Source organism: Rhodococcus sp. T9N, assembly GCF_024436645.1.
GTDB lineage: Bacteria > Actinomycetota > Actinomycetes > Mycobacteriales > Mycobacteriaceae > Rhodococcus_F > Rhodococcus_F qingshengii.
Window position 1 is genome coordinate 144,495 of record NZ_JAMSKS010000007.1, and the last position, 17,238, is coordinate 161,732.

9 protein-coding genes are annotated in these 17,238 nt (G+C 61.6%); 1 reads left to right on the top strand and 8 read right to left on the bottom strand.

Going from position 1 to position 17,238, the window contains the following annotated elements:
• Positions 1-84: 84 nt before the first annotated feature.
• From M1L53_RS14360 to M1L53_RS14370, 3 genes are all read right to left on the bottom strand, one after another.
• Positions 85-1,641: a hypothetical protein gene (locus M1L53_RS14360; protein ID WP_054188613.1), complete on the bottom strand. Its 1,557-nt coding sequence runs from the start codon at positions 1,639-1,641 to the stop codon at positions 85-87.
• Positions 1,638-7,748 (bottom strand): type I polyketide synthase, encoded by a 6,111-nt coding sequence (locus M1L53_RS14365; RefSeq protein ID WP_054188614.1) that lies wholly within the window; start codon positions 7,746-7,748, stop codon positions 1,638-1,640. The genes M1L53_RS14360 and M1L53_RS14365 overlap by 4 nt, the downstream gene beginning before the upstream one ends.
• Before the next feature lie 678 nt (positions 7,749-8,426).
• Positions 8,427-10,640: a DNA polymerase III subunit gamma and tau gene (locus M1L53_RS14370; protein ID WP_054188615.1), complete on the bottom strand. Its 2,214-nt coding sequence runs from the start codon at positions 10,638-10,640 to the stop codon at positions 8,427-8,429.
• Positions 10,641-10,802: 162 nt separating this feature from the next.
• Here M1L53_RS14370 and M1L53_RS14375 point away from each other — a divergent pair, with 162 nt between their 5' ends.
• Positions 10,803-12,116, top strand: coding sequence for an ammonium transporter (locus M1L53_RS14375; RefSeq protein WP_003943791.1), 1,314 nt, complete (start codon positions 10,803-10,805; stop codon positions 12,114-12,116).
• Between the two features lie 6 nt (positions 12,117-12,122).
• Here M1L53_RS14375 and M1L53_RS14380 read toward each other — a convergent pair whose 3' ends face one another.
• The 5 genes from M1L53_RS14380 to M1L53_RS14400 all read right to left on the bottom strand — a co-directional run bounded on the left by M1L53_RS14380 (position 12,123) and on the right by M1L53_RS14400 (position 17,219).
• The gene (locus tag M1L53_RS14380) at positions 12,123-12,494 is read right to left on the bottom strand and encodes a carboxymuconolactone decarboxylase family protein (protein ID WP_054188616.1); all 372 of its coding nucleotides are present in this window, start codon (positions 12,492-12,494) and stop codon (positions 12,123-12,125) included.
• Positions 12,495-12,502: 8 nt separating this feature from the next.
• Entirely contained in the window at positions 12,503-14,092 is a 1,590-nt protein-coding gene (locus M1L53_RS14385) for a long-chain fatty acid--CoA ligase (protein WP_054188617.1), read from the bottom strand.
• Complete coding sequence (locus M1L53_RS14390; RefSeq protein ID WP_050656466.1) at positions 14,085-14,708, bottom strand: alpha/beta hydrolase; 624 nt, start codon at positions 14,706-14,708, stop codon at positions 14,085-14,087. Before M1L53_RS14390 ends, M1L53_RS14385 begins: the two co-directional genes overlap by 8 nt.
• Positions 14,708-16,069 (bottom strand): MFS transporter, encoded by a 1,362-nt coding sequence (locus M1L53_RS14395; protein WP_007731563.1) that lies wholly within the window; start codon positions 16,067-16,069, stop codon positions 14,708-14,710. Before M1L53_RS14395 ends, M1L53_RS14390 begins: the two co-directional genes overlap by 1 nt.
• A 97-nt stretch (positions 16,070-16,166) precedes the next feature.
• Positions 16,167-17,219: a 3-keto-5-aminohexanoate cleavage protein gene (locus M1L53_RS14400; protein ID WP_003943988.1), complete on the bottom strand. Its 1,053-nt coding sequence runs from the start codon at positions 17,217-17,219 to the stop codon at positions 16,167-16,169.
• Positions 17,220-17,238 lie beyond the last annotated feature (19 nt).

Below are 17,238 nucleotides of genomic sequence, written 5' to 3' on the forward strand. Positions count from 1 at the left end.
TCCCCTCCCCATCGAAACGGGTTGCGTTCTCCCGCAAGGAAAACGCAACCCGTCTCTCCACTTCGATCTCGGAAAATCCCCCGCCTACTTTCCGTCGATCGCCTCCAGCACCGAATCGATCAGCGACTGTGGAAGTTTCGACGGCGGAGAGATTTCCAGTTCTCCCGGAGCGCCCGGCATCGTCCAGACAGTTCTGTGCCGAGCGATCGCGAGCTTCTCCCGTGATCCGTCCTCATTGACCTTGAAGTACTCGAACTCGAGGTCGATCCCCCTCTCGTAGAGGGCAGACAAGGACATCGTGACCAGGACGTCGTCGAACGGCATGACCTCGCGCAGATGCTCAACCCTGGTGTGCACACAACGAAGTTCCCCGAGAGCGCCTCTGGCCGCCATGGCCTCACGCTGAGAACGGACCAGGAACTTGTCCCGAACCCTCGACTGCCAGATGTAATAGTTGCCGAAGTAGATGTTGCCCACGACGTTTCCGTCCTGCAACGTCGTCGAGAACACCTCGGATTCGAGCAGGTACGGATTGCGCGGCACCATCGGAGCCGAGCGGATCACGGAACCACGATCGACGTTCTTCGGTTCGGTGGGAACAGCGATGTTCTTCGTCCCCGTCGGAATCGTCATCGGCTCGATGAAATCGTGGAAGTACTGCGGCATCGGCCGTGCCGCCACCACACCGTGGGAGAGGATTTCCACCCACGTCGTCTGCATCGCACTCCACCCGATGTGAGTGCGCGTCTCGCCGTCGACCCGGCACCATTCGACATGCAGATTGGTGGTTGCCCGATCCGGACCGGTGAGTTCGGTGATCCAGATCGTCCCCTCGACAATGTCGTCGGTATACAGGTTCGCATCGATGAACACCTCGGAGTTGTTGGTCACCATGCCCCAACGACCCGTCGCCATGTCCTCCACGATCTGCTTCGAGATCGGTCCGGTTCCCCTCTCTCGCAAAGCGCCCAACCACAGCGCGAAGCTCGCGAACCCCACTGATCCACCCACGTTGCACGCGTCCCGGAACCCGACGGGGAACCGGATCGTCACCGCCGGATAGCCGCTCCGGGCCACCACATGCACGTCGGAGCCGTAGGCCATCGGATCGAACTGCGCGAGAGACTTCGCCGACAACGGGCCGGAGTCGAACTGTGGTGCCGAGTCCTGCGCCGGTTCTTCCGCATCCTCCTCATGAGTCACAAACGCGAGAATCCGCTCCTCGTTGTCCGTCAACAGAGCTGGAAAAGTCAGAACCACCACGCTTCCGTCTGCGCCGCCGCGGAAGGTCACTGCGTCGTCCTCCCTGGCGCCCATCGCCAGAGAAACCGACCTCTGCCCCGTGGCCTTTCGGATCGCCTCGGCCGCCGCCCACAGCCTGGTTCCCGCACGATCGAGTGATTCGCCGCCCGCGATCAACTCGTCCAGCAGCGGAATCCGCGCCGAACCCAGAAGCGCCTTCCACTGCATGACGGTTCGGGCGCGAATCGGTTCGATGTCACATCCCTGAGGCCAGTCGCCGGCCGAACTGAGTGACTTACTGCCGTCGTGCGAGAGCGAGACATCCACAGAGGGTGGAATATCACCGACGACGACGGGCTTTCCGGTTTCCTGCCATTCGATGGCAAAGGCATTACTCATTTGATCACCACATCCTCATCGAGATGAATGTTCACGGCCGCCTCGGCGATCGGTTTCTCCTGCTCGTGGCGTTCCGACTTGGTCAACTCGTGAATCCCCGGGGTATGCGCGACCACAACCCGCGGGCTCTTCACTCCCAACGCCCGGCTGTGTTGCGCGAGCTTGTCGAGAATGATCTGTGCGTCGCGCGCAGTCGGATCCGCGATTTCCTCAGCCGTAGGACGGCTTTCGTCGTGGGAGAGAATCTGGGAGCGATATCCCTCGAGCTGCATCACCACTCGTCCGTCCTTCACCACCGCCACGTCGGCTTGCATGTGGGTCTCGGTCTGCACCTTGTCGTAGGCGTACGCGGTGAACGAACGAGCCTCGAATCGTCCGTCGTACATGTCGATTCGCGCAATGTTGACCGGAAGGCAGATCTCCCGCGGAACCATGATCTGACCCGATTGGAGCAGGGAATCGAGGAAGTAGGGATCACCGAGGAGGTGCTGCTTACGGTCGGCTCGCGAAATAGCGCTGAAGAGAATGTGCTCGGAATCGAGGCTCGAGATCTCTTCGAGTCGGCGGAAATCGCCCTCCTGGAACAGCAACCACGAGTAGAGATCGTCCAACGGATCGATGTCGAGCACCGGTCGCGGCAACTCCTTCTCGAACTCCGGCAGTGTTTCGTCCAGCCCGAAGATGAAGTCGGCCGAGAAATGGGGCCGTCCGTACCCGGTCCGTTCGGTGCCGATCGTGACATGCACCCGCGTTCCTGCAGCATCACGATCCTGCTCCACGACGCTTGCCTTGATCTCGACTCTGGTGCCCTCGACCGTGTCGACGACGATCGGTCGATCCAGCTTGATGTCGTCGATGCGGACGCGGCCCAGAGTCACGCGTCCGGTGACATAGGCCGCCGCCTGCGACATCGCCTCGAGCCCGAACACCGTCGGAAGCAGCGCCGATCCTTTCCAGACATGGTCGAGGACAAAAGGATCTGCCGAGGTGGACAACGTCGTCCGGGTAACCAGTTCTACCTGCGGCTCGAAGGTCACCACTTGGTCGATGTACCGCGACACCGCCGGCAGAGCCGGTGCTGCCGGCGCCCAGGTGTCCAGACCGCCGAGTCGACTGGTCACGACGATACGACTCGCCTCGGGTCCGCTGTCGACCAGGCGAAGGAAATGATCCACTCCCGCAGCCGTGGAAATCGGCATGACACCCATCTTCGCGAGGTGGTTGACACTGCCCATGCGGGCGCCCATTCCGGTCTCTCCCCACACGCTGTACGCGAGCGAGAACGTCCGAGTCTTCGGGTGCCCGGCGGCATACCGCATCACCATTTCGTCGAGAAGCTCGTTTCCGTATGCATACCAGCTGTTTCCGGGCATACCTGTGAATCCGATGATGGAGGAGAAGCCCACGAACAGCTTCAAGTCGCGATCAGCGAGCGCTTCGACGAAGTTGGCTGCGCCCAGGACCTTAGGTGCAACCTCCTTGAAAGCCGCAGCGCTGTCGACTCTCTCGAACCGCCGCGGAACATTCGCCCCCGCACCGTGGACAAACCCGGTGATCGGCCCAACCTCGACCTCGATCTGGGCGACGACGCCGGCCACCGCCGCAGCATCCGTGACGTTGCAGCGATAGTAGTGAGGCCTCAAACCGGCAGACGTGAAGTCCGCAAGAGTGGAAGCGATTTCGTCACCCGCTTGTCGCTGAGAGCTTCCGATCAGCACTAGTTCGGCGCCTGTCTTTCGGCCGAGAGCCAGAGCGCATTGCGCCATGATGCCTTTCGCGCCACCGGTCACGACCACTACATCCGAACTTCCCAACCCGCTCTCGCGGACGGTGTAGTCGCTCGAGGCGAGAACCCGCGGTTGCAGTGCCGTGCGTCCCATCTCGGTGTCGTAAGTCGCGAACACATAGGATGCAACCGAATCCAACTCGGAGACGACGGTGGTTGCCACCACCGCGTCCGCAGTCGAGCCGTCGAATCCTATGACGCGGACATCCAGTTCGGGGCGCTCGTGATGCACCGAAGCGGCAAAAGCCGCCGCACTCGGTACCGGCGCCGGATTGCCCAACTCGACATCGGTGAACTGAATCACTGCCAATGTGGTTCGTGCGCCTGCACTTTGCTGTGCCGGAACCATCTTGTGCATGTGTTCGATCCCACTGCGCAAGCCGATTTCGGTGACGGAATCATCGGTCATGCGTGGCATTACGGCAACCACGTGCTGCGCATTCGCAGGAGCGCCGTCGGAGAATGTGCGAATGTCGACCTGAGCACCACGCCCTCGTAGTTCGGATTCCAACCTTCCGACCAAACCGGCGTCGTCACCGATGACGACAAACGTCGTGTCCGTGAGGTCTCGGACTCCGTGCAACGCTGTCTCGCTCCGAACCTTTTCCAGAGTGTAATCGCGAACCCAGGTGAAGCTGTCGGCTGATATACCCTTTGCCTTCATCGGCAGCGCCCGCGCAACCGGCTGCTGCTGCCCCGACTTCTCTTTCGCGGATCGATCGAGCACTTCGATCAGTTCACCCAGGCTGACGTTGACGAGTTCGGCCGGATCCAGATCACCCTGAACACCCAATCGCGTTGCCACAGTTGCTATCGCATCGGCAGCCTTGATCGAGTCCATGTTCAGGTCGTCGAGCAGGTGGAGATCCACATCGAGAGACTCCACCGGAAATCCGGTGTCCTCCGCGATTACCTCGAGCAGTATTCGCGACACGTCCGACTGCACCGAACTCGCTGCTGGAACGGCAGAACCGGAATTCGGTGATGCCGCAAGGATCAGCGATGCTGCTTCTCCGATGGTGGCGTTGGCCAACTCGGCAGGGTCGAGGTCGACAACCTCGAACTGATGCGCAACCTTCGAAATAGCCTCTGCCGCACTGATCGAGTCGAGATTCAGATCATCGAGCAGACGCAGATCCGTCGTGATCGACTCGGCGGGGAATCCCGTCGTATCGGCGAGGATCCTGATCAGCTCACTTTCCACGGACCCAGCGCCCGCGACAGCCGGCTCTTCGACTACCGGAGCCGAAACCGGCGAAGGAGCTTTCGCTGCCACGGATTCGTGGCCGTTGGTGACTGCCCGCGAAGTCGGAGCAGATGGAGAAGACGGAGAAGTCGCTCCACTGCCTACATCAGCACGAATCACGTCGACGAGGAAGGTCCCGCGTCGGCTCAGGTAATCGGCCAGCGCCGCAGCCGGATCCCCGCCGGACGTACCAAGTACGAGCGGTTCGGGAGCAGAGGTAACCGTCAGCTTCGCCTCGGCCAGGTTCTCGATGAACACCTTCTGATCGGCAGGAACGAATTCGCGCACGAACCGGCCGTCGAAAAGTTCGTTCCATCGGACCTGAGCGCCGTGTACGTACATCGCGGCCAGTGCGACATTGAAGTCCTCGTCGCGTCCGGACTTGGACGCAACGGGGAAGCAGCGCACGCCGTCGGTCCCATTGATCGCTTTGGTGAGCCCGGTCAGCACACGGCCGGGACCGACCTCGACGAGCAGGTCCACGTCCTGCGAGATTCCACTTACCGTCTTGACCCAGTCGACCGGTGAGACAACCTGTTTGGTGACCAATTCGCGAAGTGCCAGTGGCGTCTGTACGCGTTTCCCTTCGACGCAGGAATACACGGGGCAAGTCAGCGAATCGACTTGCTCGTCAACGGGCGCAGTGGACTTCAGCTCCCGCTCGGCCTCGTTCATCATCTCGGAGTGGAAAGCATTCGACACGGCAAGCGCCTGAGCCGACACTCCGCGCGTCTTCGCGATGGCAACCACATCGTCGACCGCGTCTTTGGTGCCCGAAACCACTGTCTGTGTAGGCGTATTCAGATTCGCGACGGTCGCGTAACCCTTTGTTTCCGCGATGATCGCCTCAGCCGTCGATCGGTCGCAGGTCAGGCTCGCCATCGCGCCGTTTCCACCACCACTGACAGCCATGGCCGCACCCTTCGCCGCAGCCAAGGTGATCAGCGTCTTCTGGTCGTAAGCTCCTGCCGCGTAGAGCGCGGTCAACTCGCCGAGACTGTGGCCGGCGACAGCACTGGGTGTGACACCCAATCGGCGGAGGTGCTCGAACCAGAGCAGCGAAGCCAAAGCGACGGCAGGCTGGGTGAACTGCGTCTGGGCGAGATCCCGCTTCCACTTCGCCAATTCCGCAGCGTCAGCGCTCTTGACCGGGTTCCGCAGAATTCGAGGCGTGATCGCCTCCGCTCCAACTCCCTCCAACCAGCCGTCCGCCTCGGTCGCCAGTTCGCGTGCCCACTCGAAGCGCTCGATCAGCACGCGCGCCATCTCTAGTTGTTGGGATCCCTGTCCCGGGAACAGGAATCCGATGTCGTGGTGGACGGCGTTCGAGATCGAGATCTCGTTGCTCACGACCTTCACCTGACCGGATGCAGGAGCGGAGTTCTCGCAGATCACGGCAAGCTGACGCATGCGTTCGGCCAACTGCGCGGGACGTCCGGCCACCACTGCGGCACGGAAGGGCGCGGTCGGCGAGATCACTCGAGAGAGTTTCGCCGAAAAGTCCAGCAGCTCGGCAACACTCAACGGAACCGCCAGATCTGCAACATCCCGCGCTCGGGTCGCCAAGTCCACCGCGGAATCTGCAGAAAGTACGAAAACCTCGGTGTCCTGATACGACGCCATCATCGTGCGGACGTCTTGCGAGGGTGTCAGCTTGCTGGATGGTGCATCAGCCGATTCGATCGCGACGTGGCAGTTGATACCGCCGAAACCCATGGCTTGCGCACCGGCACGCATCTTCTCGGACGGATCTCTGATCTCACCGTTGACGAGCGGAAAGAGTGCCGGCGCTTCGGTTCCGAACGCCGGGTTCGGGTCGGTGCAACCGGCGAGCGGCGGAAGGATTCGTTGATTGACGGCCATGGTCGCCTTGATCAGCGCAAGGATGCCCGACGCCGCCTTCGTGTGCCCGATCAACGACTTCAGTGACGTCATGCCGATGCTACGAGCCTCGACGGGCCCGTCCGTCTGAGCGGCCTGCTGGACGCCGGCCAGTTCGACGGGGTCTCCGACGGGAGTACCAGTTCCGTGTCCTTCGACGAAGGCAACCTCGCTGGCCGCGAATCCCGCTCGCGAGTATGCGCGACGGATCATCTCGGCCTGAGTTTCGGCGCGGGGCTTGGTGATTCCACCCTTGCCATCGGTGGAGATGCCCCAGCCGCGAATCGTCGCGTACACGTAGTCGCCGTCCGCCCTGGCGTCCTCGAGTCGTTTCAAGGCCACGAATCCGCAACCTTCACCCGGGATGAATCCGCTTCGGCTTGCGTCGTACACGTTCATGTCGCCACGGGTCAGTGCACCCAAACGGGCGAATCCCACCAGTTCCAAAGGATCCAAGCTGACGTCGACTCCCCCTGCCAAGACGAAGTCGGCCGCGCCGGACGCCAGCTTTTCGGCTGCAGTCGCCACCGCGAGCATTCCGGACGCGCACGCACCGTCCACGACGTACCCGCCGCCGTTGAAGTCGAGATAATTGCAGATCCGGCCGGCAATCGTATTCGACAACATGCCGGCGAGAGTGTCTTCACTCGGCTCCACCAATGGGCCCTTGTAGACCTCTTCCATCGTCTCGGCGAGAGCATCGGCGACGGAACTGTCCAACTGGCGCGCTTCGGCTGCCACAGCGAGTGCGCGCTTGACGTAAGGCCAACGCAAACGCATCGACCACATCCGGGATTCTTCACCGGTGAGGGAGTTGCCGACGATTGCGGCGCTGCGTCCAGTGGGTACCGATCCTCGGCTGTAGCCCGCGTCGGTCAAAGCCCCGAGTGCTGTTTCCAGAGCCAACCAGTGTGTGAGATCTGTCGACTTGAAGGTCCGCTCCGGTATCCGGCGACCGACCCAGTCGAATTCGAAACCATCCATGAACGCGCCGCGATCGGCGTATGTCTTGTCGACGTCGTCAGGGCTCGCGCTCCAGTAGTCGTCGAGGGACATCCGTGACTCCGGAAACTTTCGGAATTGCATCCGACGCGCGAGGACGTTCTCCCAAAATCCTTGCAGATCATGTGCACCGGGGGACCACATGCTCATCCCGACTATCGCAATCGCAGGATTAGTTGAATCTTCAGTCATCTTACACTTCCTATTTTCGCGCGCATCCACGGGAGACTCAATCGACCGAAGACTAACCACGCCCTCATCGGTGTGTAAAACGCAGATTCACCTCAAGGCATAAACAAATAACAAAGGTCGTTCGGCGCAATGAACGTGTTTCAGCAATTTGACAGCAATCGAGAGTTAGCTGTAACTCGGAGTTACTTATTTGCTTCGTAACCGGTCATGCTCCTGCTTGAACATCCGTACCGGATCCCGGTTTCACGGCCGCCATTTTCTCGCGATCGGCAAATATTCAGTTGAATATGCACCGAAATGCCGCAATGCCGAATATGTGGCCAATTCGCCGAATGTCCCAAATTGGTCGATCCCCCGCAAATCAAACATCCGACAACTATCAATCTGAACATTCGTGACACACCGAAATTTAACAGCAGCACTCGAATGCCCATCAGACAACGAGAAATTCCAGATATTCTTCGGCGACCATCGTCCGAATCGACGTTTCGTTACACCGGAACTGAGCGAACGAATGTGCCAGCAAACCAGCCACATACAATTCAGCTTTGCGAGGCCGAGCCGGCGCGCTTTCGAGACGCGCGCGCACAAAGGGAACGGCACTTATAACAATTCGATCACACAGTGGTGCAGCTGGATTCCGACAGCTGTTTCACGCACACGGACCGACTCGGCAACTCAGCTTTCGAGGCGGCGAGCTCCGAGGACGTCCTTGAGGAGTTCCTTTGCAACATCCTCGGGATCACGTCTGGCAGTCGGATCAGCGGGCTCAGCCGCCTCCGCAAACATCTCGTCCTCGTCCTCCGGCGTTGCAGGCGGAGGAGTTGCCTCGTAGTCGACCTCAGGAGCAGGGGCCGGTCCAGGGTCTTCCGGATAGTCGGGGGCCTCGGGCGGCGGAATGTCGTCCGAATCTCCGCGCTGGGGCTGCGGGGCCTTGGGCTGCTGCGCTGCGCGCTCCTGACTGGGGCGAGAGAAGCGGGGCGCAGCGGCAGGGCGGCTCGGAGCTTCCGTCGCCTTGGTTGCGCTCGATACTGTCGGCGCTGTAGGCGCACCTTCTTGATACTCGACCTGCCAAGTGCCACCGAACATTTCGGCAAGGACCTCGCAAATGACCGCCGCGTTGTGCGGTTGCGTCACACGAGCACCCAGGACCGGTGAGCCGTGAGCGATGACAACGACATGTCCACGCACGTCGTGAACCGTCGCAGCGGACAGCATGGCCGGAAGAACCTTGTTTCGTTCACCGACCTTGTTGCGCAAGGTGTTCCACGATTCACGGAGAGTCTCGACTGTGGGGCCTGCCGAGACCGGCGCAGCTTCGGCAACCGCCGGCTCGTCGAACTCGGGCTCGGGCTCGTAGTCGGGTTCCGGCTTGGCAAGCCCGATCAGCTCTTCCGCCTTGACAGGAGCAGTAACCGGTGGTTCAACCACAGGAGCTTCAACTATTGGAGCTTCGGCAACCGGAGCTTCAACCACCGGAGCTTCGGCAACCGGCGGTTCCACGATCTCGACAGTGGGAGTCTCGACGACGGGAACTGCCGCTACCGGAGGTTCGACGACAGGAGCCTCCACAACCGGCGGCGCCGCAGCTGGAGCAGGCGCGGCTGGTTCCGGCCGTGCCTCAGGCTCGGCCTTGCGTTGAGAGGGCCGTTGGAACTTGGAAGCAATCTCCGGTTCGAGCGGCGGCACGGTGGGTGCCGGCGTTGCTGCCGCGCGAGGAGCAGCCGCGACTCCGGCAGCCGGAATACCTTGTTCCAGGCGCTCCAGCCGCTGCAATACAGCTGACTCGGTGTCGGAGGCCGACGGCAGCAGCATTCGCGCGCACATCACTTCGAGCAGCAGCCGCGGCGCCGTCGCACCACGCATTTCGCTGAGTCCGGCATGGACAGTCTCGGCGAAGCGGGTGAGCGTGGCCGGGCCGACTCGTTGAATCTGCTCACGCATCGTGACCAGCTCCGCTTCCGGAGCGTCGACCAATCCTCGTTCGCTGGCGTCGGAAACAGCCTGCATCAAGATGAGATCACGCAGGCGCTCGAGAAGATCGAGCGCGAATCGGCGTGGATCGTGACCGGCGTCCATCACGCGATCGACAGTGCCGAACAACGCGGCCCCGTCACTGGCAGACAGGGCGTCTACTGCTTCGTCGATGAGCGCGACGTCGGTGACTCCGAGAAGAGAGAGCGCGCGCGGATACGTGACACCTTCTTCTCCTGCGCCCGCGAGCAGCTGATCGAGGACACTCAACGAGTCACGAGGGGAACCGCCGCCGGCCTTGATGACCAGTGGATACACCGCAGGCTCGACCGGTACGCCCTCCTGGGCGCAGATCTTTTCCAGGAGTCCGCGCATGGTCGACGGCGCCAACAGGCGGAACGGGTAATGGTGTGTACGCGAACGGATGGTCGGGAGAACCTTTTCCGGTTCCGTCGTCGCAAAGATGAAGATGAGGTGTTCCGGCGGCTCTTCGACGATCTTGAGCAACGCATTGAAACCCGCCGCCGTCACCATATGTGCCTCGTCGATGATGAAGACGCGGTAGCGAGAAGCAGCGGGTGCGTGGAACGCCTTGTCTCGGAGTTCTCGGGTGTCGTCGACGCCACCGTGACTTGCGGCGTCGAGTTCCGTCACATCCAGGTTGCCTGTGCCGCCCGGGCCCAGCGAAACGCACGAGTCGCACACGTCGCACGGCGTCGACGTCGGTCCCTGCTCACAGTTCAGTGAACGCGCCAGGATTCGCGCCGACGACGTCTTTCCGCAGCCGCGCGGGCCGGAAAACAGGTAGGCATGGTTGATGCGTCCGGTGTCGAGGGCCGTGCTGAGCGGTGCGGTGACATGCTCCTGCCCCACCACCTCGGCGAAGGACGCGGGTCGATACTTCCGGTACAGGGCCACGCGCAAAGACTACCGGCGACCCACGACAGGTGGTCCGGTGCGGGTGCAACGCCGACTTCTCCCGAAACATGTTCGCAACACAATCGCAGTGCGGAGGAAACCGCACGCACTCATCGTGGGTTCCGTGCACGCGGGCTGGTCCGCGTGCGTGAGGAGAAAACTGTGCCCGCCACCATCGATGCCGGAGCAACTGCCTGGTTGCTCGTCAGTACTGCACTCGTACTTCTGATGACGCCAGGACTCGCACTGTTCTACGGCGGCATGGTCCGCTCGACGGGCGTACTCAACATGATCATGATGAGTTTCGTCTCGATCGCACTCGTCACGGTTGCGTGGTTGTTCGTGGGCTACAGCCTCGTGTTCGGCGACGATCACGGTGGCATCATCGGCGGACTCGAGCACATCGGCATGGCGGGCATCGACCCGTCGACGGTGCACGGGAATGTCCCGGAAGTGTTGTTCGCAACCTTCCAATTGACGTTCGCAATTCTTACTGCAGCGCTCATCAGTGGTGCGATCGCCGACCGCGCGAAGTTCTCCGCCTGGATGATCTTCGTCCCCATCTGGTCCTTGCTCGTCTATGTCCCCGTCGCTCACTGGGTGTGGAATCCGCAGGGATGGCTCGCCCAGATGGGCGCACTCGACTACGCCGGTGGCCTCGTGGTCGAAATCGTGTCCGGAGCGTCGGGTCTGGCATTGGCACTGGTCCTCGGCCAGCGGATGGGTTTCAAGGCCGAGTCGATGCGTCCGCACAATCTGCCGTTCGTCCTGCTCGGCGTAGGCCTGCTCTGGTTCGGTTGGTTCGGATTCAACGCCGGCTCGGCCCTTGCGGCCGACGGTATGGCCTCGCAGATCTTCCTCAACACACTCGTCGCCGGTTGCACCGGACTACTCGGCTGGCTGTTCGTCGAGCAGAATCGTGACGGACACCCCACGACGTTCGGCGCAGCTTCGGGCGTCGTCGCCGGTCTGGTCGCGATCACCCCGTCGTGCGGAACGGTGAACATGTTCGGTGCGCTCGTCATCGGTCTGATCGCCGGCATCGTCTGCTCGTACGCCGTGGGATGGAAGCACAAGCTCGGCTACGACGACTCCCTCGACGTCGTCGGCGTGCACCTCGTCGGCGGAATCGTCGGCTCGTTGCTGATCGGACTCCTCGCGACGGCCGTGATGACGGGCGGTCCGGAAGGTTTGTTCTTCGGCGGTGGATTCGCGCAGTTGGGCAAGCAGTTCGTCGGCGTCGTCGTGGTCGCGCTCTATGCCTTCGGTGTGACCTACGGTCTCGGAAAGCTCATCGACAAGACCTTCGGCTTCCGCATTTCGCGTGAAGACGAGGCCCGCGGAATCGACGTTGCCCTGCACGCGGAGTCGGCCTACGAGCACGGAGTACTCGGCCACGGTCCGATCGGCGGACAGAACCCGAGCCCGTTCCTCCAGCGTCAGCGTGAGGAACGGGAGAACCGCGAGCGGGACTGACCGCCCTCACCGGTTCGCGATTTCCTCCATCAGGATCGGAACGCCGACATTGCAGGAATGAATCCCGACGACGGTGGTCAGTTTCAGCACCTCGAGAATCTCCTTCGGGGTCACTCCCATGTCGAGCGCGGCGCGAATATGGCGTCGTACGCCGGGTGCGTACATGTGTGTGCTCACCGCATCGACGGCTATGCACAGCAACTGGATCACCTGAGGTGACAGCACCCCACTGTTCCAGGGCTGCATTGCTGTCTTCATGTACAGCTCGGTCCACTCGGGATCCAGCTCCGAAAGGCCGTCCCACAACGGATTCCAGCCACCCGAATCCTTCATGGCCTGGGTGACGGGAAATGCTTCATTTGCTCGAACGTCAGTCATCGATCTCCTCAGACCATCGAAAATGCTTGATTCAGTTCACGTTTGAGAATCTTTCCGGTTGCCGTCATCGGCAGCGACGGCACGAACTCGATGCGACGCGGATATTTGTAGGCGGCCATCTGTTCCCGCGACCATTCCACGAGATCCGATTCGGAGATCTCTTCACTCGGCTCTCGGATCACGAACGCGACAACTTCTTCGCCGAGGCTCGAGTCCGGCACCCCGACGACGGCGACGAGTGAGACGGCTGGGTGAGTGAGCAGAACCTCTTCGATTTCGCGTGGGTAGACGTTGAATCCGCCCCGCACGATCATGTCCTTCGCGCGATCGACGATGTAGTAATTTCCGTCGGTATCGACCCGTGCCAAATCCCCGGTGCGAAACCAACCGTCGCGCATGGCTTCCGCCGTCGCCTCTGGTCGGTTGAAATAGCCCTTCATGACGTTGTGCCCGCGAATGGCCAACTCACCCACTTCATCGGGGCCGGCGATCGTGTGCCAAGAGTCGTCGACAAGCCGCGCTTCGACGCCCCAGATCGGCACGCCGATCGAACCGGGCCGGGGGTCGCTCTCCGGGTCACTGAACAAGGCCAGCGGAGAGGTCTCGGACAACCCGTACCCTTCGAGGATCTGAACACCGAAGCGTTCCCTGAACTGTGTCAAGATTTCGACGGGAAGCGCTGCACCACCGGAGATCGCGCACCGCATGTTCTGTGCGACGGTCTCGATATCCACCCCGGATTTCACTACCTCCTCCAGCACGCCGAGCAGTCCCCAATACATGGTCGGGACGCCCGCGAAGACCGAGATCTTTTCGCGTTCCATGATCTCGAGTGCCGCGGTCGCATCGAAGCGCGGCATCAACACCAAGGTGGCACCGACGCAGATTCCCGCATTCATGGTCACTGTCTGGCCGAACGAGTGGAACAACGGCAAAGTCAGGAGATAACGCTCATGCATGGACGGAACGCTCTCGAACAACCGGTTGGTCGACAGTGCATTCAAGACCATGTTGCAGTGAGTGAGTTCAGCGCCCTTGGGCTTTCCGGTCGTGCCGCTGGTGTAGAGAATGACCGCGGTGTCCGTCGGTTCACGAACAACCGCGGCTGCAGGCGTTTCCGTGCCGGACACGGATGCCAGTGCTTCGCCTAGAGTCTCGACTCCGAGGCTCGACGACGGTGCACCCGACTCGGCGCTGATCACGATCAGGGCCGAACAGGTCTCGCTCTGCTCGAACCCGGCGATGGCGTACTCAGCGATCGGCAATTCGGGACTTCCCTCGAAACAGAAGTACAGCTTTGCTTCCGAATCAGCCAGGTGATAGGCGATTTCGCGCCCTTTGAGCAGAATGTTCAGAGGAACGACGACGCCGCCGGCCTTGAGAATGCCGTAGTAGACGATCGGGAACTCGAGAACGTTCGGGCAGGACAACGCCACCTTGTCACCTGGCTCGACACCCCGCGAGACGAGCACATGGGCGATGCGATTCGCGTAGGCGTCGAACTGCGCATACGTCAGCCTCGCTTCCCCGAGAACCAGCGCATCCCGTTCCGGGTACCGCCGGGCCGAGTCTTCCAGCAGAGCAGCAAGATCAAGCATGACTGTGTTCCTCCTGCGCATCGGAATCCGTGGCATGAGACGAGGCAGCGCGCGACACCGACTCGAGCAGTTCCCGCACCAACGATTCCGCCCGCGGCCAATACCCGTATCCGGACGCCGGATTGAGATGTCCGACCTCACCCAGATCCAGCAACCGACTCCCCCATCCTTCAGCCAGACCCACAACTCGGCGATACCCGGCGAGCGGATCGTTCCGACTCGCCGCGACCGTGCTTGGAAACGGCAGACGCTGACGCGGTATCGGTAGCCACCCGTGACGGTCGAGATCTTCGAGAGACGGATAGGACTCGGGCAGCGGAAGTTCGAGATCCGCCGGCGTGACCAGAAGTGCGCCCGCAACCTCTCGATGATGCGCTCTCGCCCAGTGAGCAACTGTCATGACTCCGGCGCTGTGCCCGACCAGGACCACCGGCCCGCAGACACTTGTCAGCACCTCGTTCAATGCCGCAACCCGCGCATCGCGGCTGAGCTTGTCGGTCTCGAGGGGAGGAACCGTCAGAACGTTGTCGAGCCTGCGCGCGAGGTGAGTCTGCCAATGATCTTCGACATGATCCCGCAGACCGGGAACCATTACTACCGTAGTTGATTCATTCATCATGAGCTCCGAACGTCTGTTACTTCAGTGGCGCCGGGGATCTCGGGCCGATTCTGCAACGTCGCCAGCCGCCTCATCCCGGCGGGATAGGCACGCTTGCCGGCTACCAACGCGAGGGCCGCGACGACATAGACGAAGGGCGAAAGCTGTAGAGCGCCGAGAAGACCCAGGTGATCGGCGAGGATGCCGACAACGAAGGGACCGAGCGCCAGCCCGAGAAGGTTGTTGGCGACGGTGAGCGTTCCCATGGCCGACGCTCGAATCGAGTGATGGGTAAGGTTCGCGACCATCGCTGCCGTCGGCCCCGACGAACCGGCGGAGAAGAATGCACCGATACCGAGCAACACGAGTTGTGCTGTCCCCGTGCCCAACCGGAGCCCGATGCTCAGCGTCACCAACGAGATGGCGCAGTAGACGATGGCGGTGGTCCATTTTCGCGCCGAATCGTCGCGGCTGAATCTATCTGTGATGAAACCGCAGACCACCATCCCGCTTCCGACCAGGAGGACGAACACGGAAGCCGTGACGCCGGCCTTGTCCGGGGCCAGATCGTAGTAACGATTGAAGAAGCTCGGCAACCACGCCAGAAGTACTGCGGCGGTGAACATCTGGAGACCACCACCGATGTAGGCGAACAACACGGCTGGATTGGTGAACAGCGAGGACACCGGCGCACGAAAACCGTCGTGTCTCACCGCTTCCCCGGCGGCATCCGGCGCGGCCTCGACGGCGTAAGCGGTGAGCTTCTTCTCGGTGACGAGGGCACGGAAGAGCGCGACCAGAATCAGACCGAAGATTGCCATGGCGGCAAAAGACCACCGCCAACTGAACTGGACTGCGATGAACCCACCGATTGCCACACCGATGACCGAACCGAACGATCCACCGGCCATGAAGGCACCTGCAAGAGCTGCGTGCACGCGGGGCGCAAACACACTGAGGACCACGGCGATACCCACGCTGCCGTACGCCGCTTCACCGACACCGACCAGGAACCGGGCGCCCAACATCTGTTCGTAGGTCTGAGCGATTGCGCACAGCAACGTCGCGACACTCCACAACACCGCCATCAAGATCAAGCTCTTGACGCGGCCCCAGCGGTCCGCGAGCAGCGACAACGGGAACGTCAACAGCCCGACCATCAATGCCACCACGCTGCTCAGGGAGGCGAGGTGCGAATCGGAGAGATCCCAGTCCGCTTTCAGGATCGGGAAGACTGCACTGAGCACCTGCCTCGACATGTAGTCCGAGAGCAGAAGACCGAAAGCCAGGGCGAAAACGATCCACGGGTATAACTTTCGTCGTCCGCCGATTCCGAGCGCGGTGTCCACACGTGGCGTGGCGGGAGCTTGCAGTCCCATGACTCTCCTAGGAAGTACTCGAGGTAGACGGGGGGATTCGGGGGTACGAACCGTCGCGGTTCGTACCCCCGGAACTGTTGTACGAGAGGGTGTGAACTCAGGCGTGCTGCGTGAATCCCAGCTGGCCGATCCGGCGGTTGGGCGCGTAACCCAGCTTCGCCAACGTCTCGTCGGTGTCGGCATACGTCTCGCCGATCCGGTAGATGTCCCGAGCTTCCTTCGCGGTAGCCACCTCGCGGCCCAATTCGCCTGCAATGCGCACCAACTGCTCGATCTGCTGCACCGACGTCATCTTCTCGCCCTTGCGGCCCCAGATGGTGTCCTCGTTGCCGCAGCGAGCGTGCAAGCCCATCGCGATGGCCATCGTGTTCACCGGCAGGACGCTACGCATCAGCGTTTCCAGCGTCAGGCACGCACCGTCGGGAACACGCTGGACGAAGTTCATCATGTTGTACGGGTTGGGTCCGTCGAAGCCGCCGCCGATTGCGACCCACGTGAGGTTGACCGGACCCGTGTAGATGCCGCGTCGGATCAACCGCTCCACCGTTTCGAGCTGCGGAATACTGGACAACTGGAAATGCGGCTGGATTCCGGCGGCCTGCAACCGGCGCAGGTGCTCTGCCACCCACTCCGGACCGGCGGGCACAGTCATTTCCCGATACGTATCGGCCAATTCCGGACGCTGCATCGACGTACCCGCGATGTCGTCGTCGGTCATCAGTTCCATGATGTTCATCTGGCTGGTATTGATCGCGATCGTCACCTGATCGGGAGCCGGCTCCAATTCCGCCAGCATGTGACGCACGTCGTCGGACAACCACTTCGCATCGGCACCTTCCCCCTCCGGGGCAAACGAAATCGACCCGCCGACCTGCAGAATCATCTCGGGAACGGCCTCACGCAAGCGACCGAGAAGCTCGTTGAACTTCGACAGACGCTTCGAGCCCTTGCCGTCGAGTTCACGCACGTGGATGTGGAGAACTGTGGCACCGGCGTTGAAACAGTCGACGGCTTGCTGGACGTGCTCGTCCATCGACAGAGGGAGGTCTTCTGCAAAATCGTCCGGCTCCCACTCCGGTCCGTAGGGAGCAACGGTGATGACAAGCTTGTCCTGGGTTTCGGGGAACAGTGAATCGTCGTGGAAATGCATAGCGTGACTCCGATCGAGT

Coding starts and splice junctions, on each gene's coding strand:
- M1L53_RS14385 (WP_054188617.1), bottom strand. CDS start 14,092: ATGCTTGATCTTGCTGCTCTGCTGGAAGACTCGGCCCGGCGGTACCCG.
- M1L53_RS14360 (WP_054188613.1), bottom strand. CDS start 1,641: ATGAGTAATGCCTTTGCCATCGAATGGCAGGAAACCGGAAAGCCCGTC.
- M1L53_RS14365 (WP_054188614.1), bottom strand. CDS start 7,748: ATGACTGAAGATTCAACTAATCCTGCGATTGCGATAGTCGGGATGAGC.
- M1L53_RS14390 (WP_050656466.1), bottom strand. CDS start 14,708: ATGAATGAATCAACTACGGTAGTAATGGTTCCCGGTCTGCGGGATCAT.
- M1L53_RS14380 (WP_054188616.1), bottom strand. CDS start 12,494: ATGACTGACGTTCGAGCAAATGAAGCATTTCCCGTCACCCAGGCCATG.
- M1L53_RS14395 (WP_007731563.1), bottom strand. CDS start 16,069: ATGGGACTGCAAGCTCCCGCCACGCCACGTGTGGACACCGCGCTCGGA.
- M1L53_RS14400 (WP_003943988.1), bottom strand. CDS start 17,219: ATGCATTTCCACGACGATTCACTGTTCCCCGAAACCCAGGACAAGCTT.